This window comes from Cupriavidus plantarum, from assembly GCF_905397285.1.
Classification (GTDB): domain Bacteria; phylum Pseudomonadota; class Gammaproteobacteria; order Burkholderiales; family Burkholderiaceae; genus Cupriavidus; species Cupriavidus plantarum.
Window position 1 is genome coordinate 1,730,157 of sequence record NZ_CAJPUX010000001.1, and the last position, 17,585, is coordinate 1,747,741.

Annotated in this window: 14 protein-coding genes; 3 read left to right on the plus strand and 11 right to left on the minus strand. The window is 67.3% G+C overall.

The window, feature by feature from the left end:
• Positions 1-14: 14 nt before the first annotated feature.
• Positions 15-986 carry a tripartite tricarboxylate transporter substrate binding protein gene (locus KHP16_RS07940; protein WP_244835681.1) on the minus strand — a complete coding sequence of 324 codons (972 nt, stop codon included), beginning with the start codon at positions 984-986 and terminating at the stop codon, positions 15-17.
• 179 nt (positions 987-1,165) lie between these two features.
• Here KHP16_RS07940 and KHP16_RS07945 point away from each other — a divergent pair, with 179 nt between their 5' ends.
• Together KHP16_RS07945 and KHP16_RS07950 are read left to right on the plus strand one after the other, a co-directional pair.
• Positions 1,166-1,897 (plus strand): IclR family transcriptional regulator, encoded by a 732-nt coding sequence (locus KHP16_RS07945; RefSeq protein WP_115952380.1) that lies wholly within the window; start codon positions 1,166-1,168, stop codon positions 1,895-1,897.
• Between the two features lie 126 nt (positions 1,898-2,023).
• Positions 2,024-6,502 (plus strand): DEAD/DEAH box helicase, encoded by a 4,479-nt coding sequence (locus tag KHP16_RS07950; RefSeq protein ID WP_211959906.1) that lies wholly within the window; start codon positions 2,024-2,026, stop codon positions 6,500-6,502.
• 4 nt (positions 6,503-6,506) lie between these two features.
• Here the strand turns inward: KHP16_RS07950 and KHP16_RS07955 are convergent, their stop codons facing one another.
• From KHP16_RS07955 to KHP16_RS07970, 4 genes are all read right to left on the minus strand, one after another.
• The gene (locus KHP16_RS07955) at positions 6,507-7,886 is read right to left on the minus strand and encodes an epoxide hydrolase family protein (protein WP_211959907.1); all 1,380 of its coding nucleotides are present in this window, start codon (positions 7,884-7,886) and stop codon (positions 6,507-6,509) included.
• Positions 7,887-8,025: 139 nt separating this feature from the next.
• The gene (locus KHP16_RS07960; protein WP_109580945.1) at positions 8,026-8,463 is read right to left on the minus strand and encodes a YbgC/FadM family acyl-CoA thioesterase; all 438 of its coding nucleotides are present in this window, start codon (positions 8,461-8,463) and stop codon (positions 8,026-8,028) included.
• Positions 8,464-8,468: 5 nt separating this feature from the next.
• A complete protein-coding gene (locus KHP16_RS07965; protein WP_109582641.1) occupies positions 8,469-9,464 on the minus strand; it encodes a tripartite tricarboxylate transporter substrate-binding protein in 996 nt (331 codons plus the stop codon).
• A gap of 93 nt (positions 9,465-9,557) precedes the next feature.
• Positions 9,558-10,565 (minus strand): alpha/beta hydrolase, encoded by a 1,008-nt coding sequence (locus KHP16_RS07970; RefSeq protein WP_244835682.1) that lies wholly within the window; start codon positions 10,563-10,565, stop codon positions 9,558-9,560.
• A gap of 260 nt (positions 10,566-10,825) precedes the next feature.
• Here KHP16_RS07970 and KHP16_RS07975 point away from each other — a divergent pair, with 260 nt between their 5' ends.
• Positions 10,826-11,347: an O-acetyl-ADP-ribose deacetylase gene (locus KHP16_RS07975; protein WP_109580944.1), complete on the plus strand. Its 522-nt coding sequence runs from the start codon at positions 10,826-10,828 to the stop codon at positions 11,345-11,347.
• On the opposite strand, the gene KHP16_RS07980 is transcribed toward KHP16_RS07975, so the two are convergent.
• From KHP16_RS07980 to KHP16_RS08005, 6 genes are all read right to left on the minus strand, one after another.
• Positions 11,348-12,280 (minus strand): alpha/beta fold hydrolase, encoded by a 933-nt coding sequence (locus KHP16_RS07980; RefSeq protein ID WP_211959908.1) that lies wholly within the window; start codon positions 12,278-12,280, stop codon positions 11,348-11,350. It lies immediately after the preceding gene.
• Positions 12,281-12,312: 32 nt separating this feature from the next.
• Positions 12,313-13,215 carry an SDR family oxidoreductase gene (locus KHP16_RS07985; protein ID WP_211959909.1) on the minus strand — a complete coding sequence of 301 codons (903 nt, stop codon included), beginning with the start codon at positions 13,213-13,215 and terminating at the stop codon, positions 12,313-12,315.
• Positions 13,216-13,281: 66 nt separating this feature from the next.
• Positions 13,282-14,298 (minus strand): NADP-dependent oxidoreductase, encoded by a 1,017-nt coding sequence (locus KHP16_RS07990; RefSeq protein ID WP_211959910.1) that lies wholly within the window; start codon positions 14,296-14,298, stop codon positions 13,282-13,284.
• A 67-nt stretch (positions 14,299-14,365) separates the two neighbouring features.
• Complete coding sequence (locus KHP16_RS07995) at positions 14,366-14,827, minus strand: PaaI family thioesterase (RefSeq protein WP_179593455.1); 462 nt, start codon at positions 14,825-14,827, stop codon at positions 14,366-14,368.
• 55 nt (positions 14,828-14,882) lie between these two features.
• On the minus strand, positions 14,883-15,665 hold the full coding sequence (locus tag KHP16_RS08000; RefSeq protein WP_109580939.1) for an SDR family oxidoreductase: 783 nt from the start codon (positions 15,663-15,665) through the stop codon (positions 14,883-14,885).
• A gap of 51 nt (positions 15,666-15,716) precedes the next feature.
• Entirely contained in the window at positions 15,717-17,579 is a 1,863-nt protein-coding gene (locus KHP16_RS08005; RefSeq protein ID WP_211959911.1) for an acyl-CoA dehydrogenase, read from the minus strand.
• Positions 17,580-17,585 lie beyond the last annotated feature (6 nt).

A 17,585-nucleotide genomic window follows, 5' to 3' on the forward strand; every position in this document is an offset into this window, starting at 1 on the left:
AGATAATTGGGGGATCACTTCGCGGAAGCGAGCTTCCAGAGGGATTCGAACTTGCCGCGCTGCGTGGCCATGTGCTGGGTCCACGCGGCGCCGGACAGATAAGAGATGCCGCGCGCTTCGTTGACGGCGCGCGACAGGAACTCGGGGTCCTTCACCGTGGCCTCGATCGCGTCCTGCAGGCGCTTGGCCACGTCGGGCGGCAGGCCGCGCGGCGCGGCAAACCCGCGTTCGGAAGAAATCGTGATGTCGAGTTTCTGCTCGCGGGCCGTCGGCACGTCGGCCATCAGGCCGGGGCGGCGCGTCTCGCCAAGCTGCGCCAGCACCTTGACGTCCTTCGAGGCGCGGTCGGCTTCGGTGAATTCGGTGGTGCTCATCGCCATCACGTCGATGTGGTGGCCGAGCAGGCTGGTCTTCGTCTGGGACGTCCCCGCGAACGGGATGTGATTGACGCGCGCGCCAGTCGCCTGCTGCAGCGCCAGTGCCGCCATATGCCCATTGGTGCCGATGCCGTTGCTGCCCATCGACAGGCCTTCCGGGTTCGCCTTGAGCAGCCTGACGAGATCCGCCATCGAAGCAAGCTTGCTGTCCCCGGCCACGACGAACATCGCGGGATCGTCGATGACGCGGGCAAGTGGGACGATCGACGCGGGCTCGTACTTGGGCTTGCGCTGGATCGGGATGGTCAGTAGCGAGGGCGTGGACACAATGCCGATCGTGTAACCGTCCGCCGCGGCGCGCGACAACGCGGCATACGCGATCTCGCCGGACGCGCCGGGCTTGTTGACGACGACGATCCGGGCCTTGCCGCCCAGATGCTTCTGCAGGTATGGGGCCATCGCGCGGGCCAGCAGATCGGTGCCGCCCCCTGCCGCGAACCCCACATAAACCTCGATCGGCCGGTCGTCGGGCCACGCGGCTTGTGCCGGCATGGTGGCCATGGCGCTCAACGCCATCGTGGTCAGGACGAGGGTTCGGATCGCACGCATTGTTGGTCTCCTGTGATGCTTTTTTGCGCGTTGTACTCTGTACAACATCGTTTCATTTACCGTGTGCCCACTATAGTCCGTTACGATGCTCGCTCCACTTGTCGTTAACCCTTGTACGCATCAAAACGGCGTTGTACACAGTACAATGGCCGTATCCTTACCAACCCGGCTGAACAACGATGAGTAACCATGGCGTCGCCGCGGTCGAGAAAGCGCTCGGCCTGCTGGACTGCTTCCGGCTGGGGGCGGAGATCCTGTCGCTGGCCCAGTTGTCGGCCGCGTCGGGCATGCACAAGACGACGGTCTTCCGGCTGCTGAACTCGCTCGAACGGATGAGCTACGTCGCGCGCACGGCGGATGGGCGGTACGCGCTGGGGCCGCGGGTGCTCTACCTCGGCAAGCTCTACGAGCAGTCGTTCCAGCTCGGGTCGCTGATCGAACCCGTCTTGCAGGAGCTCGCGCTCGCCACGCGGGAAAGCGCTTCGTATTACGTGCTGCATGGCGACGAACAGCGCATGTGTCTTTATCGCGCGGAGCCCAGCGAGGGGCTGCGGGAAACGCGGCTCCCCGGGACCATCCTGCCGCTCGATGACACCGCGATCGGGTCGGTGCTCAAGTTCTGGGGCAAGGGAGACGAGGCCGCGCGGCGGGCGCAGCCGCTGCCGTGGTTTACCTCGGGCGCGCGCGACGTCTATACCGCCGCGTTCGCCACGCCGCTGTTCGGCGCGGGCGACAAGTTCATGGCCGCGCTGACGCTGTCCGGGCCGGCCTCGCGGCTGGAGGCCGCCGACCGCGCGGAGATCGCGCGCGTGCAGCTGGTGGCGGCCAGGAAGCTGTCGAAGCTGCTCGGGGCGAGCGCGGCGTGGTGCGAGAAGGTCTACGACGCGAATGCCGTGGTGAGCGGCGGATAGGCGCCGCTACGCGGCTCGGCTCGGCTCGGGTTGAGGCTCGGGTGAATGTGAAGGCGTCGGGGAATGAGGCGGCTGAGGGACGGCTGGCCCTCTTCCAATCGGCGCTATCATCCCCAACTTCAGCCAATGCGCCGTACTTCCCCCGCCGACTTGGACGCCTTGCAGGATTTCCATCCCGCGGTGGCGGCATGGTTTGCCGCGACCTTTCCGCGGGCCACGGAAGCGCAGCAGCGCGCGTGGCCGCTGATCCATCGTGGGCAGCCGACGCTGATCGCGGCGCCCACGGGATCCGGCAAGACGCTGACCGCCTTTCTGGCCGCGATCGACGCCCTCGTGCGGGAGAGCGTCGCCTCGCCCTTGCCCGACGAAACGCGGGTGCTGTACGTCTCCCCGCTGAAGGCGCTCTCCAACGACATCCGCGTCAACCTGCACGCCCCGCTCGCGGGTATCGGCGCCCAGCTCGAGGCGATGGGCCTGCCGCCCCACGGCATTCGCACCGCCGTGCGCACGGGCGACACGCCGCAGGCCGAACGCAGCGCCATGCGCCGGCGTCCCCCTCATATCCTCGTCTCCACCCCGGAATCGCTCTACGTACTGCTCGCATCCGACTCGGGCCGCGCGATGCTGGCCGGCGTGCGCACCGTGATCGTCGATGAAATCCACGCCGTGGCGGGCAACAAGCGCGGCAGCCATCTCGCGCTGAGCCTCGCGCGGCTCGATGCACTGTGCGAGCAGCCCCCGGTACGCGTGGGATTGTCCGCCACGCAGAAGCCACTCTCCGCCGTCGCGGATTTCCTGAGCGGCACGGGCAAGACCTGCGAGATCGTCGACGTCGGGCACGTGCGCAAGCGCGATCTCGCGCTGGAACTCCCGCCCGTGCCGCTCGAGGCCGTCCTGCCGAACGAGGTGTGGGAGCGCGTCTACGACCGGCTCGCGGAACTGTCCGCGATGCACCGCACGACGCTGATCTTCGTCAACACGCGGCGCATGGCCGAACGCATGGCGCGGCATCTGGCCGACCGCATCGGCGGCGAGCATGTGGCCGCGCATCATGGCAGCCTCGCCCGGGAATATCGGCTCGATGCCGAGCAGCGGCTCAAGCGCGGGGCGTTGCGCGTGCTGATCGCCACGGCGTCTCTCGAACTCGGCATCGATATCGGCGATGTCGACCTCGTTTGCCAGATGGGATCGCCGCGCAGCATCGCGTCGTTCCTGCAGCGCGTGGGCCGTTCCGGCCACCATGTCGGCGGACTGCCCAAGGGGCGGCTATTTCCAACCTCGCGGGACGACCTCATCGAATGCGCGGCCCTGCTCGATTGCGTGCGGCGCGACGAGCTCGATGTGCTGCGTATTCCGGTGGCGCCGCTCGATGTCATGGCGCAGCAGATCGTGGCCGAGGTGGGTCAGCGCGAGTGGCATGAGGACGCGTTATTCGATCTGCTGCGCGGTGCGACGCCGTATGCCTCGCTCGATCGCGCGCGTTTCGATGCGGTGCTGCGAACGCTGGCCGAGGGGTACTCGGGGCGCCAGGGCGTGCGGGGTGCCTACGTCCATCGCGACTCGGTGAGCGGTACCGTGCGCGCCCGGCGGGGCGCGAAGATGACGGCCGTGACGTCGGGCGGCACGATTCCCGACAACGCGGACTTCACCGTGATTCTCGAGCCCGGCGGGCAGAACGTTGGCACCGTGCATGAGGACTTCGCGGTGGAGTCGCTGGCGGGGGACGTATTCCAGCTGGGGAACACCTCGTATCGCATTCAGCGGATCGAGGCGGGCAAGGTACGCGTGGTGGATGCGCATGGGGCCGCGCCCAATATTCCGTTCTGGATCGGAGAGGCGCCGGGGCGCAGCGACGCGTTGTCGCTGGGCGTGGCGCGCTTGCGGGCCGAGGTCGATCGCTTGTTGGGCGAGAGGCTTGGTGAGAGCCCCGGCGACGGCGCGGCGGCGATCGACCATGCGGTGCGATGGCTCGTGGGGGAAGTCGGACTGAATGAGGAGGCCGCGCGGCAGATCGTCGAGTACCTCGCCCGGGCGCGGGCGGCACTCACCGCGCTGCCCACGCACGATACGCTGGTGATGGAGCGCTTCTTCGACGAATCCGGCGGGATGCAGCTCGTCGTACATGCGCCGTATGGCAGCCGCATCAATCGAGCATGGGGGCTGGCCTTGCGCAAGCGCTTCTGCCGCACGTTCAACTTCGAGTTGCAGGCGGCCGCGACGGAGGATGCCATCGTGCTGTCCCTGTCGGAAAGCCACAGCTTCGCGCTCGACGAGGTGTGGCATTACCTCAAGTCTTCCAACGCCGAGCATGTGCTGGTGCAGGCGTTGCTCGATGCGCCGCTGTTCAACGTGCGGTGGCGCTGGAACGCGACGACGGCATTGGCATTGCCCCGGTTTCTCGGCGGGCGCAAGGTGGCGCCGCAGCTGCAGCGCATGAAGAGCGACGATTTGCTTGCGGCCGTGTTTCCGGACCAGGCGGCGTGCCTCGAGAATATTGCCGGTGAGCGGGAGCTGCCGGACCATCCGCTGGTGGAGCAGACGCTCGACGATTGCCTGCACGAGGCGATGGATAGCAACGGGTGGATCGCGCTGCTGCGGCGAATGGAAGCTGGCGAGGTACGGCTCATTGCCCGCGATCTGCCCGCGCCTTCGCCGTTGGCGATGGAGGTGCTCGGTGCGCGGCCGTATGCGTACCTGGACGACGCACCGATCGAGGAGCGACGGACGCAGGCGGTGTTGAACCGTCGTTGGACGGATGCTTCCTCCACGGACGACATGGGCGCGCTGGACGCTGCAGCGATCGAATCCGTGGCCGAAGAGGCATGGCCGCGGGCGCGCAATGCGGACGAGATACAGGAGGCGCTGATGTCGCTGGCCTGCATCACGGAGGCGGAGGCCGAGGCCAACGAGGGCTGGACTGACTGGCTTGCCGCGCTGGCGGCGGGTGGTCGGGCGATACGGCACGATGTCAATGGCGACACCAGCCTGTGGGTGGCGCGCGAGCGCGTGGCATGCGTGCGGGCGGCATATGGGATCGATGTTGCCGTGCCGGCGGGACCCGACACCGGACCGGCCTCGCGCGCGGGCGCCACCGATGCGCAGCCGGTGCCGGACGACGGACCGTGGACGCAGGAGGATGCGCTCGTGGAACTCCTGCGCGCGAGGCTCTCGGGCTTTGGGCCGCGGACCGTGACCGAGATCGCCGCACCGCTGGCGCTAAGCGAGCGCGCCGTCACCATGGCCCTCATGCAACTCGAAGCCGAAGGCTACGTCATGCGCGGCCGGTTCACGCCGGGCATGCTCACGGCCCGCGCGCAGGGCGCCGCCGAGCAATGGTGCGAGCGCCATCTTCTGGCCCGGATTCACCGCTACACCATCCGCAAGCTGCGCCGCGAAATCGAGCCCGTGGAGCGACAGGACTTCATGCGGTTTCTGTTTGCGTGGCAACATCTGTCGGACGACACGCGGCTGCAAGGCAGCGACGCCCTGCCCCAGGCGCTGGCCCAGCTCGAAGGCTTCGAAGCGCCCGCGGGCGCGTGGGAGTCGGAACTGCTGGCGCCGCGCGTGAAGGAGTACGCGGGCCTGTGGCTCGACGACCTTTGCCGCGCGGGCCGCATCGTATGGACGCGGCTCGGCGCGCCTGCCAGCGCGAGCGGCGGTCCCGTGCGGGCGACGCCGCTGGTGCTGCTGCCCCGCCGACAGCTTGCGGTCTGGCACGCGATGCCCGCCAATCCCGCCGAGGTCGAGGTCTCGCCACGGGCCGCACGTGTGCTGGAGGCCTTGCGGCAGCACGGCGCCATGTTCTACGACGAACTCGCGCACGACGCGCGGCTGCTGCCGGCCGAGCTCGAGAACGCGCTGGGCGAGCTCGTGGCGACGGGCCTGGTCAATGCCGACAGCTACGCGGGCCTGCGAGCGATGCTCGTTCCCGCAAGCAAGCGCAATACCATGGACCGGCGGCGGCGCCGTGGGGCCGGCCCCACGATGGAAGAGGCGGGCCGCTGGGCACTGGTCCGCCGGACGGACGCGGTCACGGTGACCACGCGCGCGAGCGAGATCGTGTCGGCTGCCCGCGCGGTGAGCGCGGGCAGCGCCAGTCCTGATGGCGGCATCCGTAGCGCCGCGGCGCGAGGCGTCCGTCGCCCCGACCCCGAGACCCTCGAACACATCGCCATGACGCTACTCCGCCGCTACGGCGTCATGTTCTGGACCCTGCTGGAGCGCGAAGCCGCGTGGATGCCCTCGTGGCGTGAGTTGTTGCCGGTCTATCACCGGCTGGAAGCGCGGGGCGAAGTGCGCGGGGGCAGATTCGTCGCCGGCCTGTCGGGCGAGCAGTTCGCCCTGCCGGAAGCCATCCCCCTGCTCCGCGATATGCGCCGCCGCCCGCATGACGGGGAGCTCATCGCCATCTCGGCGATCGATCCGCTCAATCTCTGCGGTACGATCCTCCCCGGCGACAAGGTCCCCGCGCTCACCGGCAACCGCATCCTGTTCCGCGACGGCCTCGCGATCGCGACGCAGGTGGCGGGCAAGTTCCACTACCGGCAACCGCCCGCTCCCGCCGAGCGCGACCTCCTGCAAGCAAGGCTCGTCGCGCAGCGGTAACGCGTCAACGCACGGACCTGAATGCCGCCCGCAACTCCTCCGCGAACAGCTGCGGCTGCTCCCAGGCCGCGAAGTGGCCGCCCTTGCCCACCTGGTGGTAGTACATCAGCGACGGGTAAGCCTGCTTGCTCCAGGTCTCGGGCGCGCGGTAGATCTCGTGCGGGAACACCGTGATCGCGACCGGGACCTTGATGTCGCGGGTCTTCTGCGCGTCCGCGCTGAAGTTGTTGTTATTGTTCTCCCAATAAAACCGCGACGACGACGCGCCCGTGTTGGTCAGCCAGTAGAGCGTGATGTCGTTGAGAATCGCATCGCGCGTCAGCACACGCTCCGGCGCGCCGTTGCTGTCGCTCCACGCCGCAATCTTCTCGTAGGTGAACGCCGCCAGCGCCGAAGGCGAATCGGTCAGCGAATAGCCGATGGTCTGCGGTCGCGTGACCATCATCGCGCCATACGCCGCATTGCGGCCGAAGAAGACGCGCAGCGATTCATAGGCATCCCGTTCGGAAGCGGACAGCTCGGACGGCGGCGCATCGCCGCTCAACAACGACTTCATCAACGCGCCCGGCACGGTCGCCGGCATGTTCAGATGGATCGCCTTCAGCCCCGCGGGCGCCTGCCGCGCCAGCGCGTCGGAGATCACCGACCCGTGGTCGCCGCCCTGCGACACGTACTGCGCATACCCGAGCCGCTTCATCAGCGTATCCCACGCACGCGCCGTGCGATCGGGCCCCCAGCCCAGCTCCGTCGGCCGCCCCGAGAACCCGTACCCCGGGATAGAAGGAATCACGACGTCGAACGCATCCTCGGCACGGCCACCGTAAGCGGCGGGATCGGTCAGCGGCCCGATCGTATGGATGAACTCGAAGATCGAGCCCGGCCAGCCATGCGTCAGGATCAGCGGCAATGCGTTCGGGTTCTTCGACTTCACGTGGATGAAATGGATATCCACGCCATCGATCTTCGTGACGAACTGCGGCAAGGCGTTGAGCTGCGCCTCCGCCTTGCGCCAGTCGTAGCCGGTGCCCCAGTAACGCACGAGTTCCTGCACGCGGGCCAGCTGCACACCCTGCGAATCGTCGGCCACGGTTTCCTTGTCGGGCCAGCGCGTGGCGGCAATGCGCTTGCGAAGGTCGTCCAGCTGGGCCTGCGGCACGTGGACGCGGAATGGGCGAATGCTGTCGTCGGCCTGCGAGGCCCTGGCGGCAGCGGCGGCAGTGGCCGGCCGGGATGCCTCGGCCGCATGCGCGGGCTGCGCAAACCCGATAAAGGCGACGGCGGCCACGGCACTCGCGGCCGTCAATGCGTAGAGGCTCAGGGCGCGGCTGCCCGGCTTCGATCGGACAGCGACATGATGGGCGACATGATGGACTCGGTAAGACATGAACGTTCTCCTCGTTGACTGGTTGGGATGCCATGCAGTCTAGGGAGCCCGTTCATGCCTCCGATGTCAGCAACACGTATTTTTGTATGGGGCTGTGTCGCGGTTTTCGTCTGATACAAAGCGATACGCAAGACACGCTTCAACGCGCGGGCGCCACCACCTCGTACCCCTCGATGATCTCCCGCACCGGCCCCGGAATCGGCGCCGAGGTCTGCGTCGCGGGGTCCGCGCACACGTACACGATCTCGCCCGTGATCAGATGCTCGTCCCCGCGGTACATCTCCACGCGAAAGAGCATGCTGGAGCGGCCGAGCCGCGCCATGCGGCCGCGGATATCGAGCTGGTCGTCGAAGCGCGCCGACGCGTGATACTCGAGCGTTGACTTGACCACGAAGATATCCACGCCATGCGCGCCCAGCACGTCCTCCGGATAGCGAATGCCGAGCGCGCGCCAGTACTCCGTGACGCAGATATCGCAATACGTCAGGTAGTGCGCGTTGAAGACGATCGACTGCGGATCGACTTCAGCCCACCGCACGCGCAACGGCATGCTATGCCGGAAGTCCGCTTTCGCCATGGGGATTACTGCGCCTTCGCCAGACCGAGCTTGTCGATGATAGCCTTCTCCTTCTTGACGGTGTCGGCCGCGAACTTCGCATAGTCGGTGCTGCTCATGTAATACGGCTCCATGTCGAACTTGGCCAGCGACTCGCGGTAGTTCGGCATCTCCATCGCCTGCTTGAAGGCGTCATGCAGCTTCTGCACGATCTTCGGGTCGGTGCCCTTCGGCACGACGAGCCCGAACGGCGAGGTCTGTACGATGTTGAGGCCCAGCTCCTTCAGCGTCGGCGCATTCGGGAAACGCGTGGAACGCTTGTCGCCCCACGTCGACAGCAGACGCAGACGGCCCGATTCGACATACGGCGCCCACGCCGGCGTATCCGCCACGGACATCACATGGCCACCGAGCAGCGCCTGCATCGACTCGGAATTGCCCTTGTAGGGGATATGCGAGAACTGCACGCCCGCGTTGAGCGCGAGCTCTTCCATCGTGATGTGCAGCGTGGTCAGCGCGCCGGGCGTGCCGTACGTCAGCTTGCCGGGGTTCGCCTTGGCGTAGGCGATGTACTCCTGCATCGTCTTGATGGGCGAGTCGGCCGGCACGACCAGGCCGAACGAGTAGCCGGCCAGGTTGATCACGTACTGCAGGTCCTTGACCGGATCCCAGTTGATCTTGGTCGTGTACGGCAGGCGGAACACGGGCAGCGGCACCTGCGCGAGCGTGTAGCCATCCGGCGCCGTGGTCTGCATCATCTGCGCGGGCAGCACGCCGCCGGCGCCCGGCTTGTTCTCCACGATCACGGGCTGGCCGAGAATCTTCGAGGCATTGTCCGCGAGCACGCGGAACGGCACGTCTGTGGAACCGCCCGCGGTGTAGCCGATGACCAGACGGATCGGACGCTGGGGGTACTTGTCGGCCTGCGCCTGCGCGGGTAACGCGGAAAGGCCGACCGCGCCCGCGGCGGCCAGCATGCCCAGGCGGGCGGCGGAATGGCGAAGGAAGGTGCGACGTTGCATGGTGGTTGTCTCCTTGTCGTATGCGAATTCGTTTTTGCTGCGAATTTCTGTCAAGCGTATGACGCCGATGCGGGCGGTGGTGGGTATTTCTCCTTATGCCTCCCGGTCCCGCTCGCGAAAGGCCGCTCGCAGCGCGTGCGCGGCGTCGGCATGCGCGCCGGCCACCGCGCTGACGAAGCGGCCCATCTTGAAGAAGTCGTGAATCATGGCCGGATAGTCGGCCAGCGCGGTGGCGACGCCAGCCGCCTGCAATTTCTCCGCGTAGGCCACGCCCTCGTCATGCAACGGGTCGTAGCCGGCCACGGCAATCCACGCCGGGCACACGCCGCGAACATCGGCACCCGTGCCGCCGCCATCGAGCGGCGCGAAGCGCCAGTCGTCGCGGTCTTCGGGCCTGCCGAGGTACTGCGAAAAGAACCAGTGAATCATCTCCGCGGTGAGCAGATAGCCCTCCGCGAGCGCGCGATGGGACGGCGTGTCCTGCCGCGCGCACGTGCCCGCATAGATCAGCATTTGCAGCACGGGCCGCAAGCCCCGATCCCGCGCCTCGATCGCACAGGCGGCGGCCAGGGTGCCGCCCGCGCTGTCTCCGCCGATCGCGATCCGCGATGCATCCGCGCCCAACCGCGCGGCTTCGTCGAACGCCCACTGCATGACGTCGAACGCGTCGTGCGCGGCGGTGGGGAATTTCCATTCGGGGGCCAGGCGGTAGTCGGCCGACAGCACGAGGCATTCCCCGTCGATGGCCAGCCTGCGGCATAGCGCGTCGTGGGTGTTGATGCTGCCGACGGTGAAGCCGCCGCCATGGAAGTACACGAGCAGGGGCTGCGGGTCGGTCCAGCTCGGTTCGCGGGGCGCGTAAAGCCGCACGGGAATGGCATGGCCGTCGCGCGCGGTCACGGTCATGTCTTCCACCGTATGCACGGACGGCGGCGAGATATCGAGAATCGACGCGCTTTTCTCGTAGGCGATCTTGGCGTCGGCCACATCGAGCGCGTTCAGCGGCGGCCGCCTGGCGCGCGCGACCAGGTCGAGCAGCTGGGCGACCTGCGGGTCCAGCGGTTGCGCGGACATGCCGGGCGGCAATGGATTGACGGACATGACGATGACTAAGCCACTACGAGAAGCTTGCAACCTGAAACGGGCACCTGAACGGGCGCCTGAAACGAACCATGCGATCGTCACGCCGGACACGCCATCCCTGTGGCGAATGTGAACGACCGTTCTATTTCGCCATTCTGCCATCGATTGCGCCGCCGCGGCTTACGAAATTACCCTCATCGCGCACTTCTCCTCTGCAATCCCCGTGTCTGGCCGACTATGCTGAATGCACACATACGCCAACCGGCGCGGGAGACGACATGACAGGCGAACATCTGCAGGTGGTGCATGGCGACATTACGCGCATGGAGGTCGATGCGATCGTCAATGCCGCCAACAGTGGGCTGCTGGGCGGCGGCGGCGTGGACGGCGCGATCCATGGCGCCGGCGGGCCGGCCATCGGCAACGCCTGCCGGGCGATCCGCGATACGCAGGGCGGCTGCAAGACCGGCGAAGCCGTTATCACGACCGGTGGCCTCCTGCCCGCGCCCTACGTCATCCATGCAGTGGGGCCGGTCTGGAAAGGTGGCGGCCAGGACGAGGACGCCCTGCTCGCCAATGCCTATCGCAACAGCATCCGGCTCGCGGCCGAGCACGACCTGCGCACGGTCGCGTTCCCCAACATCAGCACGGGCATCTACGGCTTTCCGCGCGAGCGGGCGGCCGACATCGCCATTGCCGCCGTCCGCGAGGCGCTGAAACGCGCGCCGACCATCGAGCAGGTCACGTTCGTCTGCTTCGACGACGAGAACTACCGGTTGTATCGGGACCGGCTGGCCTGATCAGGCCAGCGCGCTGCGGATCAGGAGGTTCACGCGCTCGGGTTGCTCGTGGATGACCCAGTGCGTCCCCTCCGGTATCCGCTCGAGGCGCAGGTTCGGCACGAAGTCGCCCAGCCCCTCGACGAGGGTCTTGGGCAACGCCCGGTCGTTCTCGCCCCAGATGACCAGCGTCGGCACGCGGACCACCGCCTCGGCCGGGTCGAAGCGCGAGAGATCGGCGGCGGGCTCGTCGTCGGTAGGCGGCCGCATTGGCGTCGCGCGGTAGTAGTTGACGCTCCCCGTCAGCGAATGGCTGCCCGTCTCGCCGGGCGCGGACCATGCCGCGTGATACCGCTCGCGGACGCCGTCGGTGAACCACGCGGGCCGTGGCCCCTCTCCGCCGCTCAGCATCTTCTCGATCAGCGCGAAATCGTTCGCGGCGAGGGCCTTCTCGGAACCCGGCTTGCGCAGCCAGTTCATGTAAGCGGAGGCCTGCTGCTGCGCGGGATCCGCCGCCAGCGCCCGCGCGAACAGATAGGGGTGCGGCGCGTTGACGATGACCAGCCGCTCGACGAGCTCGGGATGCTGCATCGCAAGATTCCAGCACACGGCCCCACCCCAGTCATGCGCGACGATCACGCAGCGCGAATACCCGAGCGTGCGGATCAGCTGCACGAGGTCTTCCACCACTCGCTTCGGCCGATAGGCTTCCACCTCGGCCGGCTTGCCGGACAGATTGAAGCCGCGCAGGTCCGGCGCCACCGCGAAATGCGTCTGCCCGAACTCGGCCAGCTGACGCTCCCACGCGTACCAGAACTCCGGAAAGCCGTGCACGAACAGCATCAGCGGCTTGCCCGGCTCGCCCGCGCTCGCGTAATGCAGCCGCATGCCGTTCGGCAGACTGGCGAACTGCAGGTGGTGAATCACGGCGGGTGCGGTCATGAGTGTCTCCATCGCAGTCTCCTCTCTGGTGGGTGACTGCCGACTCAACCGCGCAAGGCCCGTACCAGGGCAGCACGCACATCGGGCTTGCCGGCGAACGGATCCGCGGGATTGCGCGCGCCGACGATGGCCTCCATGCGTTGCCGCACGCTGTCGAGCGCCTGGGGGTGCGAGTAAATATAGAAGCTTTCCTCGCGAATCGCGGCGAAAGTTCGCTGCGCGACCTCTTCCGCGCTGACCTTGCCGGACGACACGGCCTTCTCCGCCTGCGCCCGCGCGAGCCGCTGCGACGCGGTCAGTCCCTCGTCTCCGGCCGCGTCCCGGGGGCGGTTGCGATGAGACTGGCTGATGCCAGTCGGCACGAAGAAGGGGCACAGTACCGAGCAGTGCACCTGATCGGTGACGAGGCCCAGGTCCTGGTACAGCGTTTCGCTGAGCGAGACCACCGCATGCTTCGACACGTTGTAGACGCCCATGGTCGGCGCGTTGACGAGCCCCGCCATCGATGCCGTATTGACGATGTGCCCCCGATAGGCGGGGTCCTTTGCCGCGGCCGCGAGCATCAGTGGCGTGAAGATCCGCACGCCGTGGATCACGCCATGCAGGTTGACGCCGAGCACCCAGTCCCAGTCGCGCTCGCCGGTTTCCCAGATCAGCCCGCCCGCGCCGACACCCGCGTTGTTGAACAACAGATGGACCTCGCCGAACGCGGCGATCGTGGCATCCGCCAGCGCCTGCATGTCCGCCGCGCGCGAGACATCCGTCCGCACGCCGATGACGGGCGTGCCCCGTGCTTCGAACTCGCTCACGGTGGCATCGAGCACGTCCTGCTGCACGTCGGCCAGCACCAGGCGCATGCCCAGCGATGCGCCGATGCGCGCGAACTCCCTGCCAAATCCAGACGCCCCGCCCGTGATGACCGCGACCTTGCCTTCGAACTGATTCATGGTGTGCACCTCGTTCCCAGTTCTTACCGTTACCCGGTGGCGCCGGCGCTCCCCGGCCCCGCGCCTTCAGTTCAGCCGGACCAGCTGCTTGCCGAAGTTGCGACCCTTGAGCAGGCCCATGAATGCTTCGGGCGCGCTGGCGAGTCCTTCCGACACGCTCTCGCGGAACTTGAGCTGGCCTTGCGCCACCAGTCCGCCGAGCTCCTTCAGCGCTTGCGGCCACACGTCCATGTGTTCGGAGACGATGAAGCCCTGGATCCTGGCACGCGAAATCAGGATTGCGCGCGGATTCTTCAGTGGCAGATCCTGACCGTCATAGCCCGCGATCAGGCCGCACAGCGCGATGCGCCCGAACGCGTTGAGGCGCGCGAGCACCACGTCGAGGATGTCGCCGCCCACGTTCTCGAAGTAGCCGTCGATGCCATCGGGCGTCACGGCCTTCACCGCGGCGTAGAGCGCCTTGGCATCGGCCGCGGCCTTGTAGTCCACGCAGGCGTCGAAGCCGAGTTCGTTCACCACGTAGTCGCACTTGTCCTTGCCGCCGGCCACGCCCACCACGCGGCATCCCGCCTTCTTCGCGAGCTGGCCCACCACGCTGCCCACCGCGCCCGACGCGGCGCTGACCACCACGGTTTCACCGGCCTTCGGCTCGATGATGCGATTGAGGCCATACCACGCGGTCACGCCTGGCATGCCCACCGAACCGAGATAGGCCGACAGCGGGATATGCGTGGTATCGACCTTCTGCATGCCGCTGCCGTCGCTGACGGCCATCTCCTGCCAGCCGAACATCGCCACGACCTTGTCGCCGGCCTTCCACTTCGGATTGCGGCTCTCCACGACTTCCCCGACGGTGCCGCCAATCATGACTTCACCGAGCGGCTGCGGATTGGCGTAGGACTTGCTCTCGCTCATGCGGCCGCGCATGTACGGGTCGAGCGACAGGAAATGGTTACGCACGAGCACCTGCCCGTCCGCCAGCGTGGGCACGGGCACGGTCTCCAGGCGGAAGTTGTCCGGCGTCACGGCATCCGTCGGTCGAGAGGCCAGGACGATGCGCTGATAGGTTTTCTGATCCGACATGGTGGGTGCCCTCTTCAGGTTGTGGTGTGGAATGGCGCGGTCCGGTCTGACGCGCGCTGGAATCCGGTCAGCCGTCCGCGCCGGTGTCCGCCGTGCCCGGTGTGCCCGGCGTACCCGATGTACGATGGGGCGGCGAGCGCTTGATGAACTTGAACGTGCCCGATCCGCGCGCGACGGTCTTGCCCCGCGGATCGACGATCTCCGCTTCGCAGAAGGCCATCGTGCTCGTGCGGTGCACGCAGGTACCGCGCGCCGTGAGCTTGTTGCCGCGCCCGGGCGCCATGAAACTCGTTTTCATCTCGATCGTGACGACCCCGCGGCCCTCGGGGTCGGTGGAGCGGCCCGCGATGGCCATCGCGACGTCGAGCATGGTCATCAGCACGCCGCCGTGCGCCATGTCCCAGCTGTTCTGATGGCGCTCGAGCAGATCGAGCTCGATCTCGCTCTGCCCCGCCTCCATGCGATGGCATCGCACGCCGAGGTCGAGAAGAAAGGGAATCCTGTGGAGAAAGCCGTTGTGTTCCGTCATGATCCAAAGCGTCCTGCGTCATTGAGCGCGCACGTGCGCGCCCGCCATTATGGATTCATATCGCGCTGACGCCACCGTCCACGGCCAGGATCTGCCCGGTGATATGTTTGCCGGCGTCGCTCGCGAACAGCAGCGCCGCGCCCTTCAGGTCCTCGTCGTCGCCGAGCCGGCGTAGCGGCACGCCCGCGCACATCGCCTCCACGCCGATGCGGTCGAGCGAGCCCTGCGTCATCTTCGAGGGAAAGAATCCGGGCGCGAGCGCGTTGACCGTGATGTTGTGCTCGCCCCATTCGGCCGCGAGCGTGCGCGTGAAGTTGACCACGGCGCCCTTCGACGTGTTGTACGCGATGGTTTCCATCGTGCCCGGCGGGTTGCCCGCCAGCCCCGCGATCGACGCGACGTTGACGATGCGGCCCCGGCGGCGGGGGATCATCGACGCGCGGCCGATGCGCTGCGTCAGCAGGAACAGCCCGCGGATATTGAGGTTCATCACCTTGTCCCACGCCTCGACCGGATAGTCCTCGGCCGGCGCGCCCCACGTGGCGCCCGCATTGTTGACGAGAATATCGACGTGGCCGAGCTTGTCCAGTGCGCCGGTGGCCAGACGCTCGATCTCGTCCTCGCGCGCGCCATCGGCGGCGATCCACTCCGCCTCGATGCCGCGCGCGCGCAGATGCGCCTGCGCCTGCTCGAGCTCGCCCGCCTTGCGCGCGGACAGCACAAGCCGCGCGCCCTGCTCGCCGAGCGCTTCGGCGATCTGCAGGCCGAGGCCGCGGGACCCGCCGGTAATCAGGGCGGTGCGGCCGGTGAGGTCGAACAACTGGGCCATCGTGTGCATCGTGTCTCCGTTATATCGTGTTCTTGTCGTAACCGCTTGGATTGTCGCCGCTCAGAACCAGGCGTCCTGCATGTCCAGCGTGGTGCGATCGAGCGATGCGAGCAGGTCCAGTTGCGGCGCCGTCTTCGGCAGCTCAAAGCGGTAGAAGTACGCGGCGGCCGCGAGCTTGCCGCGATAGAAGTCCGCGTCGGCCACACCGGAGGACAACGCCGCGTGCGCGACGAGCGCCTGCTCGAGCCAGATCCACGCGACCACCACGTGGCCAAACGCTTCGAGGTAGATGCTCGCGTTGGCGAGCGTCACCTCGGGACTACCCGCCGACCACAGCGTCGTGGTCACCGACGCCAGCCGCTGCGCCGCCGCGCCAAGCGCGCGTGCCTGTTCGGCGAGCGTGGCATCGCCGCTTCCGACGGCCCGCTGCACCGTGGCCCGCACGCGTTCGCCCAGCAAGCGGAACGCCGCCCCATCCCGCATCACGACCTTGCGGCCCAGCAGGTCGAGGCCCTGAATGCCATGCGTGCCCTCGTGGATCGGATTCAGCCGGTTGTCGCGATAGAACTGCTCGACGTTGTACTCGCGCGTATAGCCATAGCCGCCATGCACCTGAATCGCCAGACTGTTGGCTTCCAGGCACCATTGCGACGGCCAGCTCTTGGCGATGGGCGTCAGAATGTCGAGCAGCAGCGACAGGGATGTGGCGTCTTCCCCTTCTGCTTTCGCCGCGCGCTCCTCGTCGACGAGCTTCGCGCAGTAAAGGTTCAGCGCGAGGCCGCCCTCGACGTAGCTCTTCTGCGCCAGCAGCATGCGCCGCACATCGGCATGTTCGACCAGCCTCACCTGCGGCGTCGAAGGGTCCTTGCCACCCGCGCCGACGGGCCGGCCTTGCGGACGGACCCGCGCATAGTCCAGCGCGTGCAGATACCCCGTATAGCCAAGCGCGACGGCCCCGAGCCCGACGCCGATGCGCGCTTCGTTCATCATGTGAAACATGCAGGCGAGGCCCTTGTGGGGTTCGCCCACGAGGTAACCGATCGCGCCGCCCCTGCCTTCCGGCCGGTACGTCGTGCCCTCGCCGAAGTTCAGCAGGCAATTGGTCGTGCCGCGATAGCCCATCTTGTGATTGAGCCCCGCCAGCGCGACGTCGTTATGCTCGCCGCGCGTGCCGTCCTCGTTCACCAGATACTTGGGGACGATGAACAGCGAAATCCCCTTTACGCCCGGAATCAGCTTGCCATCGGGCCCCGGAATCTTGGCCAGCACGAGGTGCACGATGTTCTCGGACAGTTCGTGCTCGCCGGCCGAGATCCACATCTTGTTGCCGCGCAGGCGATAGCGCGCGCCGAGCGGCGAGTCGCCATCGGGCTCGGCGCGCGTGACGATATCCGACAGCGATGAGCCCGCCTGCGGTTCGGAGAGGCACATCGTGCCGAAGTAGCGCCCCTCGAGCTCCGGCCGCACGAACGTGTCGATCTGCGCGGGCGTGCCATGCGCGAGCAGCAGGTTCGCATTGCCGATCGTCAGGAACGGATACGAACTGGTGCCGACATTGGCGGCCTTGAAATACGCGAAGGCCGCCTTCTCGACCACGACCGGCAATTGCATGCCGCCGTAGTCGTAATCCTGTCCCGCCGCCATCAGCCCCGCCTCGCAGAACGCGCGCAGCGCGGCGCCGACTTCGGGAATCATCCGCACGGTTTCGCCATCCGGCCCCGGCACAAGGGCGGGCTCGTTCTGATCGCTCGCCTTGTTGTGGGGCGCGAACAGTTCCGTGGCGATGCGCTCGCACGTGTCGAGCGCGGCATCGAAGGTCTCGCGCGAATGGTCGGCGTAGCGCGGCACCCGGGCGAGCGCCGCGACGTCGAGCCATTCGTAGAGGAGGAAGTTGAGATCGCGACGTGACAGGATCAATGACATGGCGGC